This window comes from Lutimaribacter saemankumensis (assembly GCF_900100005.1).
GTDB lineage: Bacteria > Pseudomonadota > Alphaproteobacteria > Rhodobacterales > Rhodobacteraceae > Lutimaribacter > Lutimaribacter saemankumensis.
Genome location: NZ_FNEB01000007.1, coordinates 197,454 through 221,077, shown reverse-complemented (window position 1 = coordinate 221,077; position 23,624 = coordinate 197,454). Strand labels below are relative to the sequence as shown.

The following is a 23,624-nucleotide window of genomic DNA, read 5'->3' as shown; positions in this document are numbered from 1 at the left end:
ACCTGCCTGGGGATCAGGCGGTTTTCTTGCCCTTCACCGGCGCCCAGATGCGCTTGTTGGTGAGGTAGAGAAGAACCGACAGCACCACAAGGAACAGAACCGCCACGAAACCGGCCTGTTTGCGCGCCATCATCTTGGGTTCAGCCGCCCACATCAGGAATGCGGACACGTCTTCGGCCATGTGATGGATCGAGTTGTCGTGCCCGTCATCGAATTCCACCGCTTCGTCGAACAGCGGCGGCGCCATGGCGATCCAGCCACCCGGGAAGGCAGTGTTTTCGTAATAGAGCGTTCCGGCCTCTTCCTTTTCCTCACCGGTGTAACCGGTCAGGAGCGAGACGATGTATTCCGGCCCGCCGATACCCTTGAACAGCTGGTTCAGACCCGTGCCATACGGCCCGTGGAACCCTGCGCGGGCCTTGGCCATCAGGCTGAGGTCCGGCGCGTTCTCGAGGCTGGAACCGGGGAAGTGGTCGGTCGGGTTGGCAGGACGGAAATCGTCCAGCTCGGGATCGAACACTTCGAAACGCTCGGCATAGGCGCGCACTTCGTCTTCGGAGTAGTGCGGGCCGCCTTCGTCACCCAGCGTGCGCAGCGGCACGTATTTCAGGCCGTGACAGGCCGAGCAGACCTCGGTGTACACCTTGAGGCCACGCTGCAGCTGGTTCTGGTCGAAAGTGCCGAACGGCCCCTCGAACGAGAAATCGACATCGTGCACATGGCCCTCGGCGCCGGCGGCCAGGGCCGCCCCACCCGAAAGGGCCAGGGCTGCCACTGCGGAGATCGCAAGTTTCTTCAGCATTTCCTTTGGTCCTTTCTTATTCAGCCGGAGTTTCGGCTTTGCCGTAATGGGCATTGAAGTCTTCCTCGATCGTGGCCGGCTGTTCGGTCGGCTTCTCGATCACGCCCAGAAGCGGCAGGATGACCAGGAAGTAGGCGAACCAGTAGGCCGATGCGATCAGCGAGAAGGTCGCATAAGGCTCTTCCGCGGGCATGGCGCCCAGCCACATCAGCACGACGAAGTCGACGCAGAGCAGCGCGAACCACCACTTGAACATCGGACGATACCGGCCCGAGCGCACGCGGCTGGTGTCCAGCCAGGGCGCCAGCGCCATGACGGCGATCGCACCGAACATCGCCAGAACACCAAAGAACTTGGCATCGACGATGCCGCCGGTGATCCAGTTGGCCGCGATCACGACCCAGACATCGCCGGTAAAGGCACGCAGGATCGCGTAGAACGGCAGGAAGTACCATTCAGGCACGATGTGCGCAGGCGTCGCCAGCGGGTTCGCTTCGATGTAGTTGTCGGGGTGGCCCAGGTAGTTGGGCATGAAGCCGACAATCGCGAAGAAGACCACCAGGATCACCGCCAGTGCGAACAGATCCTTGATCACGAAGTAGGGCCAGAAGGGAACGGTGTCTTTTTCCGCCTCTTCCTTGGAACCGCGGCGAACCTCGACCCCGGTGGGGTTGTTGTTGCCGGTGGTGTGGAAGGCCCAGATATGCACCGCAACCAGCGCCGCGATCACGAAGGGCAGCAGGTAATGGAGCGAGAAGAACCGGTTCAGCGTGGCGTTGTCCACGGCCGGGCCGCCCAGCAGCCAGGTCTGGATCGGTTCGCCGATGAACGGGATCGCGCCAAAGAGGCCGGTGATAACCGTTGCACCCCAGAACGACATCTGACCCCAGGGCAGAACGTAGCCCATGAAGGCGGTGCCCATCATGCAGAGATAGATCAACATGCCGATGATCCAGGTGATCTCGCGCGGGGCCTTGTAGGAGCCGTAATAGAGACCGCGGAAAATGTGCATGTAGACCGCGACGAAGAACAGCGATGCGCCGTTCGAGTGCAGGTAACGCAGCATGTGGCCGCCGTTCACGTTGCGCATGATGTGTTCGACACTGGCGAATGCCATGTCCACATGCGGCGTGTAGTGCATCACAAGAATGATGCCGGTGACGATCTGCAGTGCAAGGCAGAAGGTCAGGATGATGCCCCAGATCCACATCCAGTTCAGGTTCTTGGGTGTGGGGATCATGATGGTGTCATACAGAAGGCCGACGATGGGCAGGCGGCTGTGCAGCCACTTTTCGCCACCTGTTTTCGGCTCGTAATGATCGTGCGGAATTCCGGACATGAGCGCGTTTCCTTATCCCAGTTTGATCGTCGTCTCGTCGACGAATTCGGCGACGGGAATATCGAGGTTGCGCGGCGCGGGGCCCTTGCGGATGCGGCCGGCCTGATCGTAGTGCGACCCGTGGCAGGGGCAGAACCAGCCACCGAAATCGCCCGCGCCATTGCCGATCGGCACACAACCCAGGTGGGTGCAGACGCCGATCATGACCAGCCATTCACCGGCTTCGTCCATCGTGCGGTTGACGTCGCTTGCGTCGGTGCCGGGCTTGTTGGGGTTTTCCGAGTTCGGATCGGGCAGCTGGTCGACCTCGACCGAGCGGGCCGCTTCGATCTCTTCGGCGGTGCGGCGGCGAATGAACACCGGCTTGCCGAGGAATTTCACCGAAAGCTGCGAACCGACCGCAACGCCGGACACGTCGACGCGGATCGAGCTGAGCGCCTGCACGTCGGCGGAGGGGTTCATCTGATTGACCAGCGGCCAGACGGCCGCACCGGTGGCGACGGCACCTGCGCCAGCCGTGGCGTAGTAGAGGAAATCTCTGCGGGTGCCTTCGTGATCTTCTGCGTGGGACACGAGGTTCTCTCCTTCTTCAGCCGTAACCGGCCAATGCGGGTGGGGCCGCATGGGCTGCAGCCAATTCCGTGCGCGTGTTTAACCGTGCTTTTCCCTACAGTCCAGCGGACAATGCCGCGCAGTTTGATGCGCCGCACCTGTGTGCTGTCCGTATCAGGCAATGCCCGGTAATTCAGGCGAATTTGTTTCGCCTGAAGAAGGAATAGTCGGGTCCGACCGGGCCTCAAGGGATAGATTGCCGCAGGTGCATATTGCCATGATCAGCCGGGGCAAGGCGTCCGGCGCGATCAGTCGGTGGGTGCGGTCGCCTTCATCGATGGCCGCTGCGCGAAAGCCGCGAACCAATCATCCAAGGCCCCGCGCCCCTTGCGCCATTGCCGTGCGTCGTGGCGGAAATCGAGATAGCCAAGCGCGCACCCCACGGCGACCTGCCCCATGTCGAGAGGGCCGCTCAGATGGCTCATCCACATCTTGCCCAACGCGTCGAGCGAACGTTCGATCTTTGCCCACTGCGCCTCCATCCAATCCTCGGATTGCATGTTCTCGGGGCGAAAGCGTTTCTCGTAGACGATGCCGATCGCGGAATCGAGGATCCCGTCGGCTGTCGCTTCGAGCGTCAGAACCTCCCACAGGCGCGATTCGGGGTAGAGCCCGGCCTGAGCATGGGCATCGAGATACCGGCAGATCACGCGGCTGTCGTAGATTGCCGGGCCTTCGTCACGGATCAGCGCGGGGATCTTTCCCAGGGGATTCGCTGCCGCTACATCGGCGGCCGTGTCCATCGGCGTCGTCTTGACCGGCAGTTCCGTCACCTCGTCGCCAAGTCCGGCCTCGTGGATCAGAACGCGCACCTTGCGCACATAGGGCGATGCAGGAGAGGAAATCAGTTTCATTGGGCCACCCCGTTCGATTTTGTTTGCGAAACCCTACATCGCTTGTGCGCTTATGCAATGGGCTTGGCGTCCGGCGGGCTAAGCATCAGTGCCGACAGTTCGGGATCGGTGCCGGAAAGCGCCTCGGCCGCCCCGAGGCGCGCGGCCTCGGGCTTGTTCTGGCCCAGTTTCCAAGTGCTTTGCACGTCGTCGATCATCATGCGGAAAGGAAGAATCTGGCGCATCATCCTTTCCATGACACCGGGCGTCATCTTGTCGGTGCGCCAGCGCGGCTTGGGGTCTAGCGTGGCTTCGAAATGCTCGGACAGGTCATCCAGCATCGGATGCAGCGCGTCATCGGGCAACGGTTCGATGCGCCCGACGAGGTGCACGGCGACATAATTCCAGGTCGGCACCTGGTCTTCGACGCCATACCAATCGGGCGAGATATAGCCGTGCGGCCCCTGCACGGCGAGACGCGCAGGCACGCCCTGCCCCACCAACCGGCAGATCGGGTTCGACCGGACAAGGTGAAACGCGGCTTCGGTGCCCGCATCGTTCAGCAGAAAGGGAATGTGGCTGATCAGAGGGGCGTCCGGCGTCGACACGGCAAGGAGGCCAAAGCCCTGCTCGCGCGCGAAGGCGATGCTGCGATCGGTCGGCATTTGCCGGAAAGCTGGATTGGGATGCATCTGGGTGGTCCTTTGGCGGTTTGGGGAATCTAGCCACGAAGAAGCGCGCGATAACAGTGCAAAACCGCGCGGTTTCGGCGGGGTGGATCAGACAGCCGTCAGTTGCTGCCCTTGCAATCCGGTGATCGTCGCGGTGACGATCTGACCCTCGGGGCGGTCCTCGTCAAAGGTCACTTCGGTGAACTGCTCGGTCCGGCCCATGCGCGGGTTTTCCATCAGGACGCTGTGAACCCGCCCCTTTTGTGCGGCAAGATGGCGGGCGACCTGCGCATCCCCTGCGGCGCGCAGCCTTGCGGCGCGGTCCTTGATGATCTTTCCGTTCACCTGTTGCGGAATGCGTGCCGCCGGCGTTCCCTCGCGCCTGGAATACGGAAACACGTGCAGCCAGGTCAGGCCGCATTCATCCACGAGGCGCAGGGAGTTTTCGAAATGCGCGTCGGATTCGGTAGGGAAACCCGCGATGATGTCGGCGCCAAAGGTCATGTCAGGCCGCAGCCGGCGCGCCTCTTCGCAAAAGCGGATGGCATCGTCGCGCAGATGACGGCGTTTCATCCTTTTCAAAATCAGGTCGTCCCCGTGCTGCAACGACAAGTGCAGATGCGGCATCAGGCGCGGCTCGGACGCGATGGCCAGCATCAGATTCTCGTCGGCCTCGATCGAGTCGATCGAGGAGATCCGCAACCGCGGCAGATCGGGCACCAGCCGCAGGATACGCATCACCAGATCGCCCAGGCGGGGCCCGCCCGGCAGGTCGGCGCCCCAACTGGTCAGATCGACACCGGTCAGCACCACCTCGTTGTAGCCACGGTCGACCAGCCGCTTGATCTGGTCCACGACCACGCCGGCCGGCACGCTGCGTGAATTGCCGCGGCCATAGGGAATGATGCAAAAGGTGCAGCGATGATCGCAGCCGTTCTGCACCTGCACATAGGCGCGGCTGCGCGTGCCGAACCCGTCGATCAGGTGCCCGGCGGTTTCGCGCACGGACATGATGTCATCCACCTGCACCCGTTCGGTCTGCCCCACGAAATCCGGGGCCAGCCGGGCCCAGGTTTGCGGCTGCATCTTTTCGCTGTTGCCGATCACGTGATCGACTTCTTCCATGGCGGAAAACGTTTCCGGCTCGGTCTGGGCTGCGCAGCCTGTCACGATGATCCGTGCCGAGGGGTTGTCGCGGCGCAGTTTGCGGATTTCCTGTCGCGCCTTGCGCACCGCCTCGGCGGTGACGGCACAGGTATTGACCACCACGGCATCGGCGATCCCGGCCTGTTCGGCCAGATCCTTCATCGCTTCGGTCTCGTAGGCGTTCAGCCGGCAGCCGAGCGTTGCGAAAACAGGTGGCTTGGTCATGATCAGCCCCGCCAGACCCCGTCGAAGACATGCGCCGTCGGCCCGGTCATCCAGACGCCATCCTGGGCGATGCGTACCCGGATTTCACCACCGTCCAGGTGAATCGTGACATCCGGCCCGGTCAGCCCGCGACGGTGCGCGGCCACGGCCACGGCACAGGAGGACGACCCTGAGGCAAGCGTGACGCCCGTCCCCCTTTCCCACACGCGCATGCGCAGCACATCGGGCGCCATCACATGCACGAACTGCACATTCGTGCGTTCGGGGAAAAGCGGGTGATGCTCGATCTCGGGGCCGCGTGACTGAAGATCGACCGCCTCGGCATCGTCCACGAAAAAGGTGCAGTGCGGATTGCCCATGGACGTCGCGGTGGGCGACCCGTCGATCGGCAGGGCCAGCGTATCCACATCCTGCGCAAGCGGAATTTCGTCCCACCGGATCATCGCATGGCCCATATTCACCGCAGTCAGCCCCGCACCCGCATCCTTTGCGCGCAGGGTGCCGCGATCCGTTGTCAGGGTCAGTTCGGTCGCCCCGGTTTCATCCATGAGATGCCGGGCGATACAGCGGGTCGCGTTGCCACAGGCCGCCGAGAAAGAGCCGTCGGCATTGTAGAAAACCAGGTGCGCATCCGCGCTGCCGGAGGGTTCGATCACCGCAAGCTGGTCGAACCCGACCCCGCGATGCCGGTCGGCCATCGCCCGCGCCAGGTCGGGCGTCATGTCGATGCGCCGCGCGCGCATGTCGAGAACCACGAAATCGTTGCCGAGTCCGTGCATCTTCATGAAAGGAATATGGCCAGCGCGCGTAGTCATGGGCCGGCATATACGCCCGGTACAGAAATGAATCCAGAGATCGCGCGAAAAACCTGCTTTTCGGGGTTGACCCGGCAAGCGCGTCTTTCTAATTACGCCGCCTAGTGGGCCGTTAGCTCAGTTGGTAGAGCAACTGACTTTTAATCAGTGGGTCGCAGGTTCGAATCCTGCACGGCTCACCACTTCATACAAGTTGTCATTCCCCTGTTTGGGGTTGGTTTCGGATTTGGCAAGCCTCCCCGAGTGGCCTGCCGAATTGCGCTCGCCATTCGGGCGGGCGATCAGTTTCTCGATGGCGGAATCGGCCATGCCTTCACGGCCAGCGGCCTCGGTGTAGCGCTGCACAAAGGTCAGCGTTTCGCCCCCAGTGACCGCTACTGTGGCGTTGCTACAGCGCCCGACCTTGCTGCGAAACGATTCCGCGGCAGCGCTGGCCCCAAAAAAACGCTTTTGCAACAATATCCTGCCAAACGGATACCACTCCGGGGTGCCAAACCCGCGACATCGAGATGTCTGAAAATCTGGTATCGGCGGGCGCAACCTTTTTTCGACGCCGCGACCGCCGACAGCATCACGATAGTAACGAGTAAACGGTTAAATGGGATAGTTCGGTGCCATGGCATTCATTTCGGAGATAAATTTCGTAGGTCCAAACGGGGTTGCCGGCGGGGAATATGTCGAGATCGTGCTCGGCCCGGGCGAAGACCCGGCTGATTTCACACTAAGCGCATATGCGGACGATGGAACCCTGCACACAACCTCAGGCGGCCCCACAAACGGCACTGGCGAGGTCACTTTGTCGTCCCTCAGCGGGACGCCCGATCCCCAGAACCCCGGATATACGGTTTATGTCATCCCATTGGGTGTCAGGGCCGGTGTGAGCGATATCAACGAAGCTTCGGGGGTTGCCCTTACAAACACGGCGACAAGTACCGTCATCGATTTCTATTCAGCGGATAGGGGCATTGCCCCCATCACGGCGACAGAGGGGGCAGCGGCTGGCGCGACTTCAATCAACACCCTGGACAATACCGTGCCGGGCGCGGGAAACAGCTATCAGTGGAACATCTACGGCACGCTTACCTACGATCCCATTTCCTATGGCGATTCGGTTCTTTGCCTGACGGGCGGATGCCATGTCCGCACACCCAAAGGCAGCAGACGTGCCATGGATCTGCAGGTTGGCGATCTTGTTTGGACCCTCGACCACGGGCATCAGCCGATCATTTGGGTCGGCAAACGCGAATTGTCGGCTGCCGAGCTGGCGCGCAACCCGCGCCATGGGCCCATTCGTCTGGGCCCTTCGTCACTCGCAGAGGGTGTTCCCCGGCGGTCCACCATGCTTTCGCCCCAGCACAGGATCTTGATCGCTTCGCCAATCGCCCAACGCATTTACGGAAGCACCGAGGTGCTTGTCGCGGCCAAGAAACTGGTGAGCTTCGATGGCATCGAACAATTCGAGGCAAACGCGGTCCACTATGTGCATATCTTGTTCGAAAGACATGAGATCATCGAAGCGGACGGGGCACTGGTCGAGTCGCTGTTGCTAGGGGATGAGGCGAAGGGGACGCTCGCGTCCGGTGATTTCTTTCCTGCACTGGGCGATCCGCTTTCGAACAAGGCGCGCACACCTTGTCGACCGATTGCCGAAAGGAAGAAGGCGAAACGCCTTTTGGAGCGGATTCGAAAGTCGGGAAAACAGCTCCAGGAAGAACGGAGTCGGTCCGCGCTCAGGGCGTAGCAAACCTGCTTTGCGCCGGGATACGCAACGCGCCTTTGCGCGGATTCCGTTTTGATGTTTAGCTGGGGATGCTTCTTCAGGTGTCCCGTCTTTCAGACGGCCTGTCCTGCAGTTTCCGAAAGGTACCGCAACAGTGCTGCGCTTTTGCCTCAAACTCCTTGCTTTTGCACTGACGGTTGCGGCGCTCGTCAATTCCGCTTTCGCGCAAAGCGATCAGCACTCCGATGCTTGGCCCACGGACGCATTGGCCGATGACCCTTCCAACCCCGATCTGAGCTTTCTCAACCACGTCCCCGCGGGCAGCAGGGGGCGGGTGCGGGCGGTCGGGCCGGACCTTTTCTTTGAGGACGGCAGCAGGGCGGTCTTCTGGGGGGCCAACCTGCAGGCCTATGCATTGTTTCGGACCAGACCGGACAACATCAGGCGCCATGCCCGGCGCCTTGCGGCGCTAGGGTTCAACCTGGTGCGGGTGCATCATCACGATTCGCGCTGGGTCCGGCCGAACATCTTTGGCGACAAGGCCCCCGCGACGACGCAAATCGATCAGGGCGCGATGGCCAATCTGGACCTTTGGGTCGCCGCACTGAAGGCCGAGGGGATATATGTCTGGCTGGATTTGCATGTTGGCCGCGAAATGACCGCGCTCGATGGGATCGCCGATTTCGAAGAGATCGCCAAGGGCGAGGCCGATATTCGCGGCTTCAACTATGTATCCGATACGATCCGGCAGCGCATGGCCGAATTTCAGCGCGCGTATCTGGAGCATGTAAACCCGCATACCGGGATGCGCTATGCCGACGATCCCGCGATACTTGCCGTGCTGATCACAAACGAAAACGACGTCACCCATCATTTCGGGAATGCCCTACTGCCGAACAAGGGCGTGCCCGCGCATTCGGCCGCCTACATGGCGCTTGCCCGAGATTTCGCAGCGGACCACGACCTGCCCGCGCGGAAAACCTGGAAGGCGTGGGAGTTCGGTCCATCCAAGATTTTCCTAAACGATCTGGAGAAACGGTTTTTCGAACCGATGATCGCCGATATCCGGGCGACCGGGTTTGACGGGCTGATCGCGACGACGAACACATGGGGCGGCAACTCGGTTGCGGCGCTACCATCATTGACGCTTGGGTCGATCATCGACGTGCACGCATACGGTGTCCCGGGGGAGTTGCGGCAAAACCCGCGCGAGGCGGCCAGCTTCATCGACTGGGCGGCGGCGGCGCAGGTCGCCGGCAAACCGTTGAGCATCTCTGAATGGAACATCACCCGCTACCCTTCCGAGGACCGCTTTGCGGGGCCGGTGCGAATGGCGGCAAGCGCGGCGTTTCAAGGCTGGGATGCCCCTATGATATATGGGTATTCGCAAAGGCCCCTGAACGGGCCGACTGCCCACGGGCCATGGTCGGTGGCCTACGATCCGGCGGTTGTCGCGATGCTGCCAGCATCGGCGCTGCTTTTCCGGCAGGGTCATGTGCGCCCCGCGCAAGCCACATACGCGCTGCGCCTGACGCCTTCGCAGTTCTTCGGTCAGGGCATTCGACCGAAAACCGCTGCCGCCCTGCGCACGATAGCAGAGCAGAGCCGGCTGGTCGTCGAACTGCCCGCCACGCCCGAACTTGCCTGGCTGTCTGCCCTCAAGGCGGACCGCGCGGCCATTCCCGTCACCGATCCGGACGCGACTTTCCTGGACCAGGGGACCGGCCATATCATGTCTGACACGGGGCAAATCCGGCGCGATTTCCGGCGCGGGCTTTACACGGTGGATTCACCCAACAGCCAGCTTGCTGCCGGGACATTGGCAGGCGGGCGCATCGACCTGTCGTCGATTTCTCTGGAAAGCGATATGCCCATGGCGGCGATTGCGGTGCAAAGCCTGGATGGGCACGCCATCGCTGAATCGACACGGATAATGATTTCGCTCACGGGGCGCGCCATCCCGCTTGAGGACAAAGCGCTTGGCTATCGCGTGGAACCGATGCAAGGGCAGCTACGGATACGGGCCCCGAAAGACTTGCGGCTTACCGACGGGAGCGGCGCACCCTTGGCCGACGCCGGCGCGCATCGCATAAAGGATGGCGTCCACATCATCGAGCTGTCGCGCCTGCGAACAACACGCTGGTTGCTGCTGCAATAGGCCGGGCAGGCGGACCCGCCCGGCCTGATCGATCAGACCATGCCTTCGGACTTGGCGAACTCCAGGGTGCGGTCAAGGATCACGCCCATGATGCGGACGATTTCGGCGGCATCGTCTTCGGTGATGATCAACGGCGGGCACAGGGCCAGCGTGTCGCCGAGGTTGCGGCAGATCAGCCCCTCTTCGTGGCCGATCTCGAACGCCTTGCCGCCAAGCTTGCCAACCGGGTCGAAGGGGCGCTTCGTTTCCTTGTCGGCCACCATTTCCAGCGCGGCGATCAGGCCGGTTCCGCGCACCTCGCCGACCAGGGGGTGATCGGCGTATTTGCGCAACCCTTCCTGGAACGGACCGGACAGGCGCGCGGCATTGCCGATCAGATCGCGCTCTTCGATGATCTTGAGGTTTTCCAGACCCACCGCCGTGGCCACCGGGTGACCCGTGGCCGTGTAGCCATGGCCGAAAGTGCCGATTGCGTGGGTGTTGTCCGCGATCACGTCATAGACGGCCTCGGAGAACACGATCGCGGCCAGCGGCATGTAGGACGATGTGAGCTGCTTGGAGGTCACGAGAATATCCGGCTTGAAGCCCATTTTCTCGCAGCCGAACGTGGTGCCCAGACGGCCAAAGCCGTTGATCACCTCGTCCGACACCAAAAGGATATCGTACTTGCGACACAGCGCCTCGATCCCCGGCCAGTAGCCCTCGGGCGGAACCATGACGCCACCCGCGCCCATGACTGGCTCGCCGATGAAGGCGGCAATGGTTTCCGGGCCTTCGCGCAGGATGGTTTCCTCGGCCTCGGCCAGCAGGCGCTGGGTGAATTCCGCCTCGGTTTCTCCATCCTGGCCAAAGCGATAGAAATGCGGACAGGTGAGGTGCACGACAGGGATTGCCGGCAGGTCGAAATGCTTGTGGTTATAGGGCAGGCCCGTCAGGCTGCCCGAGGCAACGGTGATCCCGTGATATGCCTTTTCACGCGCAAGGAACTTTTTCTTTTCGGGACGGCCCAGCGCGTTGTTGTAGAACCAGACCATCTTGACCACGGTGTCGTTCGCCTCGGAACCCGACGAGGTATAGAAGACCCGTGTCAGGTGTTCGGGCGTCATCTCGACCAGCTTTTCGGCCAGCCTGATCGACGGCTCGTGCGATTTGTGGGCGAACGTGTGGTAGTAGGGCAGCTTTTGCATCTGCGCCATCGCGGCATCGCAAAGGCGCTGCTCGTTAAATCCGACGGCGACCGACCACAGACCCGAAAGCGCCTCGATATACTTCTTGCCGTTCGAGTCGTAGACATGGATGCCCTCGCCCCGGTCGATAACGATAGGCCCCTGTTTTTCATGCTTCCTGGCATCGGTGTAGGGGTGCAACGTGGTGCTGATATCGGCGATATGCAGCGAGTTCGAAAGCGGCGTGGTCATGGCACGACTCCCTTATGACATGGCGATTTGGGCCACATCCTTACGGATTGCCGCCGCCGGGGCCAGAGGAATCTGATCAAATTCGCACATGCCCGGCGAAACGGGCATTCCGCCTGGGTCAGGAACGCGCCGGACGGGCATAGCCCCTGTCGAAATAAATCAGCGGGCGTTCGTCACGCACAAGTCGCACGGCGGCGACCTCACCCACGAACACACGATGCGACCCGACAAGAATGTCATGCACCAGCCTGCAGTCGAAGGCCGCAATGGGATCATCCAGCATCGGGCAACCGGTTTCGCCGGAATGCCAATGCCCTGTTGCAAACTTCTCCTCGCCCGACAGGCCCGTGCGGCCGGCGAACACGTCGGAAATCTCGGCCTGATCCTCGGCCAGCAGGTTCGCACAGAAGGCACGGTTGGTGCGGATGCGGTCGCATGCCGATGAATCGCCATGGATGCAAACCAGAAGCGATGGCGTGGGGGTGTCGACCGAAACCGATGTCATTGCCGAAACTGTGACCCCCGATTTTCCACCGATCCCGTCCGTCGTCACCACACAGACCGACTGTGCCGCCTTTGCCATGCCTTGCAGGAATTCCGTTTTCATTTGTTTGTTCTTTCCAGTTCCAAGCCGTGGAGGCACAGATATCGACGTCAAAGGTCGTTTTCCCGTTACGGAGCACCGGGTCGCCCAATTCGGTGCGAATTTCAACCCATATGCCAACCATGCCAGGCCACGCACCCCGATAGCAGACCGCAGGGGCAAACACGCAGTCCCACCCTTGAAGCCGCCGCTAAAGATGGGTTGGCATCGCGGTTGGGCAAGCGGTTTTCGGAACGGTGGTGACCCCGGCAGGATTCGAACCTGCAACCTGCCCCTTAGGAGGGGGCTGCTCTATCCAGTTGAGCCACGGGGCCACAGTCGCCGTTCTATCGCCGCACCGATGCTTGAACAAGACACAAGGTTCGCGCTAACACTTGGGCATTCCAACCACAGGAACATCCCGAATTGTCGCGACCGCTCAACCGCCCCCTGACCCTGCGCGATGTCTCCGAGGCGTCCGGCGTATCCGAGATGACAGTCAGCCGCGTCCTGCGCAACCGCGGCGACGTCAGCGCGGCAACGCGTGAAAAGGTTCTCAAGGCGGCAAAGGCGCTGGGGTACGTGCCCAACCGAATTGCCGGATCGCTTGCCAGCCAGCGCGTGAACCTTGTGGCGGTGATCATCCCTTCAATGTCGAACATGGTTTTTCCTGAAGTCATGACAGGCATCAACAGCGTATTGGAAGACACGCCCTTGCAGCCGGTGGTCGGCATCACCGACTACCTGCCCGAGAAAGAAGAGAAGGTGCTCTACGAGATGCTGTCCTGGCGTCCGTCGGGCATCATCATCGCAGGGCTTGAACATTCGGATGCCAGCCGCGCCATGTTGCGGGCCAGCGGCATTCCGGTCGTCGAAATCATGGATACCGACGGCACGCCGGTGGATGCGATGGTGGGCATCAGCCACCGCCGCGCCGGAAGGGAAATGGCCGACGCGATCATCAAGGCCGGGTATCGCCGTATCGGGTTCATGGGAACCAAGATGGCGCTGGATCACCGGGCACGCAAACGGTTCGAAGGGTTCACCCAGGCACTGGCCAAGGCCGGGATCGAAATGGCCGACCAGGAGTTCTATTCCGGCGGGTCGGCCCTGTCCAAGGGGCGCGAGCTGACATCGGCGATGATGGCGCGAACGCCGGACCTGGATTTTCTGTATTACTCGAACGATCTGATCGGCGCGGGCGGCCTGCTTTGGCTGCTTGAACAGGGGTATGACATTCCCGGCCAGATCGGACTTGCGGGTTTCAACGGTGTCGAACTGTTGCAGGGGCTGCCGCGCCGCTTGGCGACAATGGATGCCTGCCGTGCCGAGATCGGGCGGCGCGCGGCCGAAATCATCGTCGCACGCACGTCGGAACCGGCGCAGGACATCGAAACGCTTGTCACCCTCGCCCCCACGATCGACCGAGGCGATACGCTGCGCATGCCGTAAAGCGGCCACAGCGTAACGCCGCTTGTCAAAGCGGATCTGGCCCGAACCGGTTTGTGCCGCTCGTGCCTTTCTGAATGAAAAAGAAAAGCAGTATCAGGCCACCGATCAACGGGATCAGAACCAGCAGATACCACCAGCCGGTTCTATCCAGGTCATGCAAACGACGAACGCCCACGGCAATGGTCGGCAATAGAACGGCGAGCGAAAACAGCGCACCCAGCACCGAAATCTCCTGCCCGTGTGCCACACCCCCGAACAGTATCCGGTCCAGAATACTGAACACCGCATTTCCAAGGAAAAGGAACAAGGTGAACCACCAGAACTCGGACCGCGCGGCGCGTCCTTCGAAGGTGGCATAGTTGGAAAGACATTTTCTTACTGCGTCCTGAAATCCCATTCTACAATCTCCCGCTCTTGGCGAAACCAGGCATGGCGTATGCGATTGACGCCTGGCGAACGCCTTCAGCATGAGCGTCAAAGGGCGATATGGCAACTCTGCACGGAGCGCAGGCTGACACGTTCTGCAGTTAATAGATGAAGCCTGTTCAGTAGCGCAGGAAAAAGCGGCCTGCTGCCTGCTTGCGGCTGGCAAGGCCCGAGTCGTCAAACACCTGCAGCACGTTCAGCAAACGCCAGCCATCTTGTCCAAGCCTGGGTGAAAGTTGGGCCTGGGCATTCGCCTTGGTGCAGGCACCGCTGATCTGCGCGACGCCGTAATGCAGTTCCAGCGGGTTGTCGCGGCGCGCCTTGTAGTCGGCATAGCACGCGGCCGAGGCCGGCAGGCCCAACCCGGCACCAAGCGCGAGTACGATTATGAAGGATGCGGTTTTCATGCCTGCGACAATGGAGAGGCGGCCCGCGATATTCAATATCGAACGCCGGTTCACTGGGGTGATATTGGATAACAACCCGGTGTTATTGCCTGTCGCGGCGCATCTGTCCGAGCCTGCCTCCATTGCAACCGAGTGCCCCCGTTACAGGGTGAACTCGCCAGATGGGAAAAGGAGAGATCAACATGTCCCGCAGATTTATCGCAACCATCCTTGCCGGCGCTATCGCCGTCACCGGTTTCACCTCCGCCCCTGCGCGGGCCGATGGAAGCGACCTGGCCAAAGCCATCGCCGGCATTGCGGCGCTCGCCATCATCGCCAAGGCGATTGACGACGACCGCAAGGAAAAACCGCGCAATCACGCTCCCGCCAAGGTCCATCCGGGCAAGCCAAAGCACAAGACATATGGCTATCACGACAGGGCCCCGCGCCCACTGCCGCAGCGGGTGGCCCGCAAACAACTGCCCGGCAACTGCATGGTGCGGGTCGAAACGCGGCGCGGCGTGCAGAACGCCTTTAGCCAGCGCTGCCTGCAGAACAATTATCGTCACGCGAACCGTTTGCCGCAGTCTTGTCAGATGCCGTCCCGTGGGCGTGGACCGCATCGCACATTCTATGACGCGCGGTGCCTCCGGTCTTATGGGTACAGCCTCGCCCGTTGGTAAGACGACCGGGCGATCCGGGGTGCGTGCGTAGACATGGGTCGCACGCGCCCCGGTTTTTTGTTGCCTTGCCGGGTGTTTCGCGATTTTACCAACCCATGACCATGCCTGATTTCACTTTCGAAACAGCCTTGCTGACGGCTGGCGCAAACCGGGTCGCAGGCGTCGACGAGGTCGGCCGCGGCCCCCTTGCCGGCCCGGTCGTGGCCGCCGCAGTCGTGCTGGACCCGGCCCGCCTGCCAGACGGGCTGAATGATTCAAAGAAACTGACGGCCAGGCGGCGCGAGGCGCTTTGCGCTGCGATCTGGGACATGGCGCAGGTCGGCATCGGTCAGGCCAGCGTCGAAGAAATCGACCGGATCAATATTCTCCGGGCCAGCCATCTTGCGATGGAGCGTGCGGTCGCCGCACTCCCCGAGGCGCCGGATCACCTGCTGATAGACGGCAACATGATCCCCCTTGGCCTGACCCTTCCGGCCGATGCCGTGGTCAAGGGGGATGGCCGATCTCTGAGCATTGCAGCGGCTTCAATTGTGGCAAAAACATGGCGCGATCGGTTGATGTGGGATTTGGCGCAACAGTTCCCCGGCTACGGCTGGGAGAGCAACGCCGGTTATCCGTCGAAAAGCCACAAAGAAGCGCTCCGAAATCTTGGGGTAACCCCACACCATAGACGTTCATTCAAGCCGGTGCACAATATATTGTATCAAGATAAATCTGTAAGTGACTGATTCAAAAAAGAATTTGACCACGAATCGGCTTTGACTCATCTTTGACCTCAATCACAGAGCGCGACCAAGCGCCGTGGACAGAGGCAGAGAATGACGACAATGACAAAGAACAAGGGCGCTGAAGCGCTCCCTCTCAACACGATTCTCGAAGGCGATTGCATCGAGGTCATGAACAGCCTTCCCGAGGGTTCGATCGACCTGATTTTCGCCGATCCACCCTATAACCTGCAGCTGCGCAGCGATCTGCACCGCCCGGACAATTCCAAGGTGGATGCGGTGGACGATGCGTGGGATCAGTTCAGTTCCTTCGCCGCATATGACGCCTTTACCCAAGACTGGTTGAAAGCGGCGCGCCGATTGCTCAAGCCCAACGGGGCAATCTGGGTGATCGGCTCTTATCACAACATCTTTCGGGTCGGTGCGGCGTTGCAGAACGCGGGCTTCTGGATCCTGAACGATGTGGTTTGGCGCAAGTCGAACCCGATGCCCAACTTCCGCGGCAAGCGGTTCACCAATGCACATGAAACGATGATCTGGGCCTCGAAAGAGGAAGGGGCGAAATACACCTTCAACTACGAAGCCCTGAAATCCCTGAACGAAGGCGTCCAGATGCGCAGCGACTGGGTGCTACCGATCTGCACCGGACACGAAAGGCTGAAGGACGACAACGGCGAAAAAGCCCATCCGACGCAAAAACCCGAGTCGCTTCTGCATCGCGTGCTGGTCGGATCGACAAATCCCGGTGACGTGGTGCTGGACCCGTTCTTCGGCACCGGAACGACCGGCGCCGTGGCCAAGATGCTGGGGCGCGATTTCATCGGGATCGAGCGCGAAGAGGCTTATCGCAAGGTCGCGCAAAAGCGTATCGACAATACCCGCCGCTTCGACCGCGAGGCGCTGACCGTGACCGCAAGCAAGCGCGCCGCTCCGCGCGTGCCTTTCGGCCAACTGGTCGAGCGCGGCATGCTCCGCCCTGGCGAAGAGCTGTTTTCACCGCGCGGAAAGATCGCAAAAGTGCGCGCCGACGGCACGCTGGTCGGCGATGACGTAAAGGGATCGATCCACCAGGTAGGCGCCGCTTTCGAAGGCGCGCCATCCTGCAACGGGTGGACCTACTGGCACTTCCGCCGCGACGGAAAAACCATTCCGATCGACCTGCTGCGCCAGCAGATCCGGTCCGAAATGGAAGCCTGACGGCCTTACCAAGACAAAGAACACCGCCCGGTGCCCGCGTCCTGACTTGCGCGGCACCGACTGCCCTGCCCCGCCCTCGTTGGCGGGGCCTTTTTGTTCTGCATGTCCGTCGCGCACATAGGCTGTGTCGCGGGTCACCTTGTTGTCGGATCGGATTTCCTGTTTGTTTTTCGCGAATGCGCAAACAGGAGATGAAAGATGGCCGACGACTACACACCGCCAAAGGTCTGGGAATGGAAACAGGAAAGCGGCGGACGTTTCGCAAGCATCAACCGACCCATCGCGGGCCCGACGCATGACAAGGAATTGCCGGTCGGCAAGCACCCCCTGCAGCTTTATTCGCTGGCCACACCGAACGGCGTGAAGGTGACCGTCATGCTGGAAGAGCTTTTGGCCAAGGGCCACGCGGGCGCCGAATACGATGCCTGGCTGATCAATATCGGTGAAGGCGACCAGTTCGGCAGCGGTTTCGTCGAGATCAACCCAAACTCGAAAATCCCGGCGCTGGCCGATCATTCGATGGACCCGCCGCTGCATGTGTTCGAAAGTGCGTCGATCCTTTTCTACCTCGCAGAGAAATTCGGAGAGTTCCTGCCGACCGACACCCGCGCCCGCACAGAGGTGATGAACTGGGTCATGTGGCAGATGGGCAGTGCACCCTACCTGGGCGGCGGTTTCGGGCATTTCTACGCCTACGCACCGGAAAAATGGCAGTATCCGATCGACCGTTTCGCGATGGAGACCAAGCGCCAGCTCGACGTGCTGAACCGTCACCTTGAGGGCCGCGACTTCATGGCCGGCGAGTATTCCATCGCGGACATGGCGATATGGCCTTGGTACGGCCAACTGGTTCTGGGGCGGCTCTACAGTGCGGCCGAGTTCCTGGACGTGGAAAGCTATGAGCATGTCATGCGTTGGGCGAAAGCAATCGACGCGCGTCCGGCCGTGCAACGCGGCCGCATGGTGAACCGCGCTTTCGGCGAGTTGCACACGCAACTTCGGGAACGCCACGACGCGAGCGATTTCGAAACGAAGACCCAGGACAAGATCGAGGCCGCCGAGAAAGGCTGAGCCCGTCCTGCACAAAAAGCAGGCGGTTTGCCCGGTTTTGCGCCCAAATACGCAAAAGCGGGCTCCGCCTGTTGGTGTGTCGGCTTTGCCCGGCCTACTGTTAGCGCATGACTGACTCTTTGCCGCTACTGGTTTTCTCGGATCTCGACGGCACCCTGCTGGATCACGACACCTACGAGTTCGCACCGGCATTGCCCGCGCTCAGGGCGCTTGGCCGGGTCGGCGCGGGGGTCGTTCTGGCAACCAGCAAAACCGCAGCCGAGGTCGCGCCGATCCGCAGCGCGATGGCTTTGGATGCATGGCCCGCCATCGTGGAAAACGGCGCCGGCATATTGGAACCGGGAACCGGTGGCACGGGAGATGACGGCACATACCGGAAGATCCGCGCTAAATTGCGCGCGCTGCCACCGGGGTTTGAAGGTTTCGGAGATCTGACCGCAACGGGTGTCGCCGCGCTGACCGGCCTCTCGCTGGAAGCCGCCCAGGCGGCCAAGGCCCGGCAGTTCAGTGAGCCGGGGCTTTGGAAGGGCGACCCCAGCCGGCTGGACGCGTTTATCCAGGCCGCATTGGCGTCGGACCTGCATGCAAGGCAAGGCGGGCGTTTTCTGACCCTTTCGATGGGCGGCACCAAGGCTGATCGAATGATTGAAATCGCCGAACGCTATGGCAAGCCTGCGACCGTCGCGCTTGGCGATGCCCCCAACGACGCCGAAATGATTGCCGCCGCCCATCACGGCGTCATCGTCTGCAACCCGCAGGCACCGCCGATGCCGCTGCTGGATGGCGAAAAGGCGAACCGGATCACCCGCACGACCCTGCCCGGCCCTGCTGGTTGGGCAGAGGCGATATTCGACATTCTTGAAATGCTGGGATTGAGCAAGGAGGCCGCAAGCCATGGCTGATTTTCACCAGAACGGCAACATCACCACATTGCACAATCTCCGCACCCAGTCGCTGGACGATCTGCAATACGAGTTGTCTGCCTTTTCGCAAACGCGCCGGATCGCGCTGATCCTGCCCAGTCTGTATTCCGAACTCGAAGGTCCGGCCCTGTCGCACATCCTGGACGAGCTGTCGAAAGTACCATACCTGCACCGGATCATCATCGGGCTGGACCAGGCGGACGAGGCGCAGTTCCGCCATGCGCGTCAGTTCTTTGCCCGGTTGCCGCAAACCCACACCGTGATCTGGAACGACAGCCCGCGGATGAAGGGGCTCGGGGCGCGGCTGGAAAGTCACGGACTTGCCCCGCAGGAGCCCGGCAAAGGCAAGAACGTCTGGTCCTGTATCGGCTACCTGATTGCGTGCGCGGACAGCACGGTCATGGCGATCCACGATTGCGACATCCTTACCTATGATCGCGAGATGCTGGCGCGCCTTGTCTATCCGGTGGCGAACCCGGCCTTCCCCTACCAGATGGCCAAGGGCTTTTACCCGCGCATCGGCGAGGGAAAGATCAATGGTCGGGTGACGCGGTTGCTTGTCAGCCCGCTGCTGATCGCGCTCAAACGGGTGATCGGGGACCGGGACTATATCGATTACCTGCGCAGTTTCCGCTATCCGCTTTCGGGCGAATTCGCGATGCGCACGCCGATACTGCCGGATCTGCGCATCCCCTCGGACTGGGGCCTGGAAATCGGCGTATTGTCAGAGGCATGGCGCAACCTTGCCCCCAAATCCGTGTGCCAGGTCGAGATTTCGGACGCGTATGACCACAAGCACCAGGATCTGTCGCCCGAAGATGCAAGCAAGGGGCTGAGCCGCATGTCCACCGACATCTGCAAGGCGATATTCCGCAAGCTGGCGGCGGACGGAACGGTGTTCACCCCGAACGTGTTTCGCACGCTGAAAGCGACATACTATCGCTCGGCGCTGGACCTGCTGGAAGGCTATTACAACGACGCCAAGATGAACGGCCTGTCCGTCGACCGCCACAAAGAGGAAAAGTCGATCGAGCTTTTCGCCGAGAACATCATACGCGCGGGGCAGGTGTTCCTGGACAACCCGCACGAGACACCCTTTATCCCGACCTGGAACCGCGTCCATGCGGCCGATCCGCAGTTCCTGTCCGATCTGCGTGCCGCCGTGGCGGCCGATCAGGAAGAATTTTCCTGACGCGCGCCATGGCGGTTGGCAATCCAGCGGCATTGATAGGGCGCAAACGGGATGCCCGGTCCGGTCGGATCAATGTGTTCGCCGGATATCAAGTCGATCCAGGTATCGCCTTCTATCAGGTTGATGGCCGAGGGGCTGACCGTGATCGTATCAGGGCTGACGTTATGGATGGCAAAGATCGACTGGTGCCGGTCCAGGCTTTGCCGCCACAGCCCGAAAAGCCGCTCCTCCAGCGCAAGCGTGAACTGCGTGGCGTTGGGGTGAAAGGCCGGTTGCCGCGCCCGCAGCCGAAGCAGACGGCTCAGCCCCTGCAGGGCGCGCGACTGATCCGAGGCAGGGTCGGCAAGACGCGCTTGCAGGGTCGGGTAGTCCCAGCGGTGCCTGTTGATCGCGCGGTTCATTCCCCGCCGTTCGACCGCATCGTGATCGTTCGGCGTGGCCAGCATCGAGTGGATGTAGAAGGCCGGGATTCCCTCGAGTGACATCACGATCGTCTGCGAACACAGGAACCGCTGCATGTGATGGTTGTCCTGGCCGTCGAAGGTTGCGCGCATCGCCTCGAACCAGCTGCAGTTCAACTCATAGGGTTCTTCAGCGCCATCGGTCGTGGCCCGCATCGACACCAGGCCGCCGATGCTGCGCACGGTTTCGATCATCTGCGCCTTTTCCTGCGGCGGCAGAACGCCTTCGGCCGGGCGCATCCCGATCCCGTCATGGGACGCGGTGAAATTCAGGTAGGCGCATCCCAGCTGCGCCGGGGGCATCCCCGCCTGCCATCGGTGCAGGTACCGCGCCGTGCCCGACATCATCGCATGCAGGATCAGCGGTGGCAGCGGAAAGTTGTAAACCGCGTGCGCCTCGTTCCGATTGCCCATGTAGCTCAGGTTCTCGGTCTTCGGCACGTTGGTTTCGGTCAGAAGAACCAGCGTTTCGGTGGCATAGTCGGCAAGCAACCGCATAAGCTGCACGATCGCGTGGGTTTGGGGCATGTGGATCGAAGGCGTCCCGGCCTCTTTCCAGAGGAAAGCCACCGCATCCAGCCGCAGAATCCGCACGCCCTGATCGACATGCAGCCGGATGATACGCAGCATTTCCAGCAACACTTCGGGGTTTCGGAAATCCAGATCGATCTGATCATGGCTGAAAGTGCACCACACATGGCGCGGACCGTTCGAGGTTTCCACCTCCTGCAAAAGAGGGGTGGTGCGCGGCCTGACGACGGCCGCCAGGTCGTCATCCGGCGACGCTTCAAAGAAAAAGCGGTCGTAGGGCGGCTGGCCCTGCCGGTACGCGTTAAACCAGGGGCCCTGACTGCTGACGTGGTTCAACACGAGATCCGACATAAGGTGAAAATCGCCGGCAATGCGGCGGATATCTGACCAGTCGCCCAGTTGCGGGTTGACGGCACGGTAGTCAGTGACTGCAAATCCGTCATCCGAGGTGAAGGGAAAGAATGGCAGGATATGCACGCCGTTCACAACGCCCCGCATGTGTTGCAGCAGAAAGTCGTGCAGCAGGTCCAACGGCTTGTGCGATCCGTCCTGGATCGTGTTGCCATAGGTGATCAGCACGGCATCGCGCTCGGACCAGAGATTGTTGCCAGGCGGTCGGGCGCGCTTGCGCCGGTGCGTCCCTTCGGGCCAGAACGCATCAACGATTTGGCTCGCCAGGATATCCGCATCAAGATGCGGATAAATCCGCCGCACCAACGCCGCAAGACGCTGGGAGAATGAAAGCGAAAGTTCACTCATCCGGTGCACCCTTGAAAACGGGCTGCGCGTTCATCGTCGAAACGGGTCATATCGCGTGACATCCTGGCCTGACCCCCATTTCTGCGCCACCACGCGGATCGGAGCAAGGGACAGCCCATCCCGAGAACGGACAAACGAAACCGACGCCCAAGAAACGAGCGGAGTTTTCGGGACGAAAAGAAGATTTGGTGGAGCCTAGGGGAGTCGAACCCCTGACCTCTTGCATGCCATGCAAGCGCTCTCCCAACTGAGCTAAGGCCCCATCCGGGCAGGCCCTGTGGCCTGTTCGCCGCTATCTAGGCAAAGGTGCGGGCGGGATCAAGCGGAAAATTCCGCCCGCGCACCATCAGCTGTCGTCGCCGTCGTCTGCGGCAACGTCGGTCAAATCGTCGAGCGAGACATTGTCGTCATCGTCGTCGTCAAGGATGTCGTCGTCGAGTTCGACATCGACGTCATCATCATCCAGCAGATCGTCGTCCGAGCTTGCTTCGGCTTCTTTCATCTTCTTGGTCTGCGAATCCTCGGCATCCGCGGCGATCATGCTGCGCTTGCCGGTTTCGACCTCGACCACTTCGCCCGTGTAGGGGCTGACGATCGGATTCTTGTTCAGGTCATAAAAGCGTTTGCCCGTGGTCGGGCACACACGCTTGACGCCCCATTCTTCCTTGGCCATTGAGATCCCTCTTTGCATCTCTGATCTTGTCGGCAATCCGCGTCCCCTGCCATAACGGCGGGGATGTGTCAAAGGCTATGTCGCGAGCGCGGCAACCGATCCGGAGGCGATATGGGACAGCACGTCCTTCCCGGCAACCCCCCAGTTGCACTGACGCTCAGGAAATCCACGCGAGCGCGGCGGATTTCCCTGCGCGTTTCGCAATTGGATGGGCGGGTCACGCTTACATGCCCGCGTGGCGTCAGCGAAGGCGCGGCGCTGGATTTTGCGCGCTCGAAGGGCGACTGGCTGCGCCGCACGCTGGCAAGGCAGGGGGCGCATATCCGCGTAGAACATGGGGCCGAGATCCCCGTTCTGGGCCAGATGCGGCTGGTTTCCGCCGGAACCGGGCGCACCGTTCATCTGCAGGATGATGCCTTGCAGGTTCCGGGGCCAGCGGATCGTTCAGGTGCGCGGGTTCAGGGATTTCTCAAGCAGCAGGCCCGCGACCGGCTGGCCGCCGCCGCTGACGGCTATGCCGATTCGCTCAAGCGGCCGTATGCCCGACTGACGCTCAGGGACACCCGATCGCGCTGGGGGTCGTGCACTGCTGATGGCGGACTGATGTTTTCCTGGCGCCTGATCATGGCACCGCCCGAGGTGCTGGATTACGTGGCTGCACACGAAGTTGCCCACTTGTCCGAGATGAACCATTCCGCTGCGTTCTGGGACGTTGTGCGCCAACTTTACGGAGATCATCGGGAAGCGCGAAGATGGCTCCGGGAACACGGCCACAGGCTGCATCGCTATCGCTTCACCGATTGACGGGGGCCGGGTTTGTGAT

At 61.5% G+C, this 23,624-nt stretch carries 23 protein-coding genes and 3 tRNA genes; 11 read left to right on the top strand and 15 right to left on the bottom strand.

All coding sequences use genetic code 11. The features are described from left to right. Positions 1 to 13: 13 nt before the first annotated feature. From BLT50_RS14245 to dapF, 7 genes are all read right to left on the bottom strand, one after another. On the bottom strand, positions 14 to 802 hold the full coding sequence (locus BLT50_RS14245; protein ID WP_090029372.1) for a cytochrome c1: 789 nt from the start codon (positions 800 to 802) through the stop codon (positions 14 to 16). 16 nt (positions 803 to 818) lie between these two features. Further along, positions 819 to 2,141, bottom strand: coding sequence for a cytochrome b (gene petB / locus BLT50_RS14240; protein WP_090029371.1), 1,323 nt, complete (start codon positions 2,139 to 2,141; stop codon positions 819 to 821). A 12-nt stretch (positions 2,142 to 2,153) separates the two neighbouring features. Next, positions 2,154 to 2,714, bottom strand: a complete 561-nt coding sequence (gene petA, locus BLT50_RS14235) for a ubiquinol-cytochrome c reductase iron-sulfur subunit (protein WP_090029370.1) — start codon at positions 2,712 to 2,714, stop codon at positions 2,154 to 2,156. A 287-nt stretch (positions 2,715 to 3,001) separates the two neighbouring features. Continuing rightward, entirely contained in the window at positions 3,002 to 3,607 is a 606-nt protein-coding gene (locus tag BLT50_RS14230; RefSeq protein ID WP_090029369.1) for a glutathione S-transferase, read from the bottom strand. 50 nt (positions 3,608 to 3,657) lie between these two features. Next, positions 3,658 to 4,278, bottom strand: coding sequence for an FMN-binding negative transcriptional regulator (locus BLT50_RS14225; RefSeq protein WP_090029368.1), 621 nt, complete (start codon positions 4,276 to 4,278; stop codon positions 3,658 to 3,660). An 87-nt stretch (positions 4,279 to 4,365) separates the two neighbouring features. Then, positions 4,366 to 5,628, bottom strand: coding sequence for a tRNA (N(6)-L-threonylcarbamoyladenosine(37)-C(2))-methylthiotransferase MtaB (gene mtaB, locus BLT50_RS14220; protein ID WP_090029367.1), 1,263 nt, complete (start codon positions 5,626 to 5,628; stop codon positions 4,366 to 4,368). Between the two features lie 2 nt (positions 5,629 to 5,630). Then, on the bottom strand, positions 5,631 to 6,413 hold the full coding sequence (gene dapF / locus BLT50_RS14215; RefSeq protein ID WP_245723396.1) for a diaminopimelate epimerase: 783 nt from the start codon (positions 6,411 to 6,413) through the stop codon (positions 5,631 to 5,633). Positions 6,414 to 6,549: 136 nt separating this feature from the next. On the opposite strand from dapF, the gene BLT50_RS14210 reads away from it, so the two are divergent. The 3 genes from BLT50_RS14210 (at position 6,550) to BLT50_RS14200 (ending at position 10,321) form a co-directional block, all read left to right on the top strand. Then, positions 6,550 to 6,625 (top strand) — tRNA-Lys (locus tag BLT50_RS14210). A gap of 434 nt (positions 6,626 to 7,059) precedes the next feature. Then, positions 7,060 to 8,184 (top strand): Hint domain-containing protein, encoded by a 1,125-nt coding sequence (locus BLT50_RS14205; protein WP_090029365.1) that lies wholly within the window; start codon positions 7,060 to 7,062, stop codon positions 8,182 to 8,184. Between the two features lie 244 nt (positions 8,185 to 8,428). Then, complete coding sequence (locus BLT50_RS14200) at positions 8,429 to 10,321, top strand: glycoside hydrolase 5 family protein (RefSeq protein ID WP_090029401.1); 1,893 nt, start codon at positions 8,429 to 8,431, stop codon at positions 10,319 to 10,321. A gap of 32 nt (positions 10,322 to 10,353) precedes the next feature. Here the strand turns inward: BLT50_RS14200 and BLT50_RS14195 are convergent, their stop codons facing one another. From BLT50_RS14195 to BLT50_RS14185, 3 genes are all read right to left on the bottom strand, one after another. Beyond that, positions 10,354 to 11,739 (bottom strand): aspartate aminotransferase family protein, encoded by a 1,386-nt coding sequence (locus BLT50_RS14195; RefSeq protein WP_090029364.1) that lies wholly within the window; start codon positions 11,737 to 11,739, stop codon positions 10,354 to 10,356. Positions 11,740 to 11,857: 118 nt separating this feature from the next. Then, positions 11,858 to 12,346: a flavin reductase family protein gene (locus BLT50_RS14190; RefSeq protein WP_090029363.1), complete on the bottom strand. Its 489-nt coding sequence runs from the start codon at positions 12,344 to 12,346 to the stop codon at positions 11,858 to 11,860. 234 nt (positions 12,347 to 12,580) lie between these two features. Further along, positions 12,581 to 12,657, bottom strand: a tRNA-Arg gene (locus BLT50_RS14185). Positions 12,658 to 12,748: 91 nt separating this feature from the next. Between BLT50_RS14185 and BLT50_RS14180 the strand changes: the two genes are divergently transcribed. After that, entirely contained in the window at positions 12,749 to 13,774 is a 1,026-nt protein-coding gene (locus BLT50_RS14180) for a LacI family DNA-binding transcriptional regulator (protein WP_090029362.1), read from the top strand. 25 nt (positions 13,775 to 13,799) lie between these two features. Here the strand turns inward: BLT50_RS14180 and BLT50_RS14175 are convergent, their stop codons facing one another. Both BLT50_RS14175 and BLT50_RS14170 read right to left on the bottom strand, forming a co-directional pair. Then, positions 13,800 to 14,171 carry a DUF805 domain-containing protein gene (locus BLT50_RS14175; protein WP_090029361.1) on the bottom strand — a complete coding sequence of 124 codons (372 nt, stop codon included), beginning with the start codon at positions 14,169 to 14,171 and terminating at the stop codon, positions 13,800 to 13,802. A gap of 148 nt (positions 14,172 to 14,319) precedes the next feature. Next, positions 14,320 to 14,730 (bottom strand): hypothetical protein, encoded by a 411-nt coding sequence (locus tag BLT50_RS14170; protein ID WP_425433969.1) that lies wholly within the window; start codon positions 14,728 to 14,730, stop codon positions 14,320 to 14,322. Between the two features lie 59 nt (positions 14,731 to 14,789). On the opposite strand from BLT50_RS14170, the gene BLT50_RS14165 reads away from it, so the two are divergent. The 6 genes from BLT50_RS14165 to BLT50_RS14140 all read left to right on the top strand — a co-directional run bounded on the left by BLT50_RS14165 (position 14,790) and on the right by BLT50_RS14140 (position 20,377). Continuing rightward, on the top strand, positions 14,790 to 15,269 hold the full coding sequence (locus BLT50_RS14165; RefSeq protein WP_139170530.1) for a hypothetical protein: 480 nt from the start codon (positions 14,790 to 14,792) through the stop codon (positions 15,267 to 15,269). Between the two features lie 95 nt (positions 15,270 to 15,364). After that, positions 15,365 to 15,997 carry a ribonuclease HII gene (locus BLT50_RS14160; RefSeq protein ID WP_090029358.1) on the top strand — a complete coding sequence of 211 codons (633 nt, stop codon included), beginning with the start codon at positions 15,365 to 15,367 and terminating at the stop codon, positions 15,995 to 15,997. A gap of 90 nt (positions 15,998 to 16,087) precedes the next feature. Beyond that, positions 16,088 to 17,191, top strand: coding sequence for a site-specific DNA-methyltransferase (locus BLT50_RS14155; RefSeq protein WP_090029357.1), 1,104 nt, complete (start codon positions 16,088 to 16,090; stop codon positions 17,189 to 17,191). A gap of 198 nt (positions 17,192 to 17,389) precedes the next feature. Next, on the top strand, positions 17,390 to 18,262 hold the full coding sequence (yghU, locus tag BLT50_RS14150; protein WP_090029356.1) for a glutathione-dependent disulfide-bond oxidoreductase: 873 nt from the start codon (positions 17,390 to 17,392) through the stop codon (positions 18,260 to 18,262). A gap of 107 nt (positions 18,263 to 18,369) precedes the next feature. Then, positions 18,370 to 19,164, top strand: coding sequence for an HAD-IIB family hydrolase (locus BLT50_RS14145; RefSeq protein WP_090029355.1), 795 nt, complete (start codon positions 18,370 to 18,372; stop codon positions 19,162 to 19,164). Beyond that, complete coding sequence (locus BLT50_RS14140) at positions 19,157 to 20,377, top strand: glycosyltransferase family protein (protein ID WP_090029354.1); 1,221 nt, start codon at positions 19,157 to 19,159, stop codon at positions 20,375 to 20,377. The genes BLT50_RS14145 and BLT50_RS14140 overlap by 8 nt, the downstream gene beginning before the upstream one ends. Here the strand turns inward: BLT50_RS14140 and BLT50_RS14135 are convergent. From BLT50_RS14135 to BLT50_RS14125, 3 genes are all read right to left on the bottom strand, one after another. Beyond that, positions 20,359 to 22,128 (bottom strand): sugar phosphorylase, encoded by a 1,770-nt coding sequence (locus BLT50_RS14135; protein WP_090029353.1) that lies wholly within the window; start codon positions 22,126 to 22,128, stop codon positions 20,359 to 20,361. The genes BLT50_RS14140 and BLT50_RS14135 overlap by 19 nt on opposite strands. A gap of 186 nt (positions 22,129 to 22,314) precedes the next feature. After that, positions 22,315 to 22,390, bottom strand: a tRNA-Ala gene (locus BLT50_RS14130). Positions 22,391 to 22,474: 84 nt separating this feature from the next. Then, entirely contained in the window at positions 22,475 to 22,801 is a 327-nt protein-coding gene (locus BLT50_RS14125) for a TIGR02300 family protein (RefSeq protein ID WP_090029352.1), read from the bottom strand. Positions 22,802 to 22,912: 111 nt separating this feature from the next. Here BLT50_RS14125 and BLT50_RS14120 point away from each other — a divergent pair, with 111 nt between their 5' ends. After that, on the top strand, positions 22,913 to 23,605 hold the full coding sequence (locus BLT50_RS14120; RefSeq protein WP_090029351.1) for a M48 family metallopeptidase: 693 nt from the start codon (positions 22,913 to 22,915) through the stop codon (positions 23,603 to 23,605). Positions 23,606 to 23,624 lie beyond the last annotated feature (19 nt).

Bases quoted from the DNA above. Each gene is read 5' to 3' on its own strand.
- BLT50_RS14245 (WP_090029372.1), bottom strand. From the start codon at position 802: ATGCTGAAGAAACTTGCGATCTCCGCAGTGGCAGCCCTGGCCCTTTCG.
- petB (WP_090029371.1), bottom strand. From the start codon at position 2,141: ATGTCCGGAATTCCGCACGATCATTACGAGCCGAAAACAGGTGGCGAA.
- BLT50_RS14230 (WP_090029369.1), bottom strand. From the start codon at position 3,607: ATGAAACTGATTTCCTCTCCTGCATCGCCCTATGTGCGCAAGGTGCGC.
- BLT50_RS14225 (WP_090029368.1), bottom strand. From the start codon at position 4,278: ATGCATCCCAATCCAGCTTTCCGGCAAATGCCGACCGATCGCAGCATC.
- mtaB (WP_090029367.1), bottom strand. From the start codon at position 5,628: ATGACCAAGCCACCTGTTTTCGCAACGCTCGGCTGCCGGCTGAACGCC.
- dapF (WP_245723396.1), bottom strand. From the start codon at position 6,413: ATGAAGATGCACGGACTCGGCAACGATTTCGTGGTTCTCGACATGCGC.
- BLT50_RS14205 (WP_090029365.1), top strand. From the start codon at position 7,060: ATGGCATTCATTTCGGAGATAAATTTCGTAGGTCCAAACGGGGTTGCC.
- BLT50_RS14195 (WP_090029364.1), bottom strand. From the start codon at position 11,739: ATGACCACGCCGCTTTCGAACTCGCTGCATATCGCCGATATCAGCACC.
- BLT50_RS14190 (WP_090029363.1), bottom strand. From the start codon at position 12,346: ATGAAAACGGAATTCCTGCAAGGCATGGCAAAGGCGGCACAGTCGGTC.
- BLT50_RS14175 (WP_090029361.1), bottom strand. From the start codon at position 14,171: ATGGGATTTCAGGACGCAGTAAGAAAATGTCTTTCCAACTATGCCACC.
- BLT50_RS14170 (WP_425433969.1), bottom strand. From the start codon at position 14,730: ATGGAGGCAGGCTCGGACAGATGCGCCGCGACAGGCAATAACACCGGG.
- BLT50_RS14165 (WP_139170530.1), top strand. From the start codon at position 14,790: ATGTCCCGCAGATTTATCGCAACCATCCTTGCCGGCGCTATCGCCGTC.
- BLT50_RS14160 (WP_090029358.1), top strand. From the start codon at position 15,365: ATGACCATGCCTGATTTCACTTTCGAAACAGCCTTGCTGACGGCTGGC.
- BLT50_RS14155 (WP_090029357.1), top strand. From the start codon at position 16,088: ATGACGACAATGACAAAGAACAAGGGCGCTGAAGCGCTCCCTCTCAAC.
- yghU (WP_090029356.1), top strand. From the start codon at position 17,390: ATGGCCGACGACTACACACCGCCAAAGGTCTGGGAATGGAAACAGGAA.
- BLT50_RS14145 (WP_090029355.1), top strand. From the start codon at position 18,370: ATGACTGACTCTTTGCCGCTACTGGTTTTCTCGGATCTCGACGGCACC.
- BLT50_RS14140 (WP_090029354.1), top strand. From the start codon at position 19,157: ATGGCTGATTTTCACCAGAACGGCAACATCACCACATTGCACAATCTC.
- BLT50_RS14135 (WP_090029353.1), bottom strand. From the start codon at position 22,128: ATGAGTGAACTTTCGCTTTCATTCTCCCAGCGTCTTGCGGCGTTGGTG.
- BLT50_RS14125 (WP_090029352.1), bottom strand. From the start codon at position 22,801: ATGGCCAAGGAAGAATGGGGCGTCAAGCGTGTGTGCCCGACCACGGGC.
- BLT50_RS14120 (WP_090029351.1), top strand. From the start codon at position 22,913: ATGGGACAGCACGTCCTTCCCGGCAACCCCCCAGTTGCACTGACGCTC.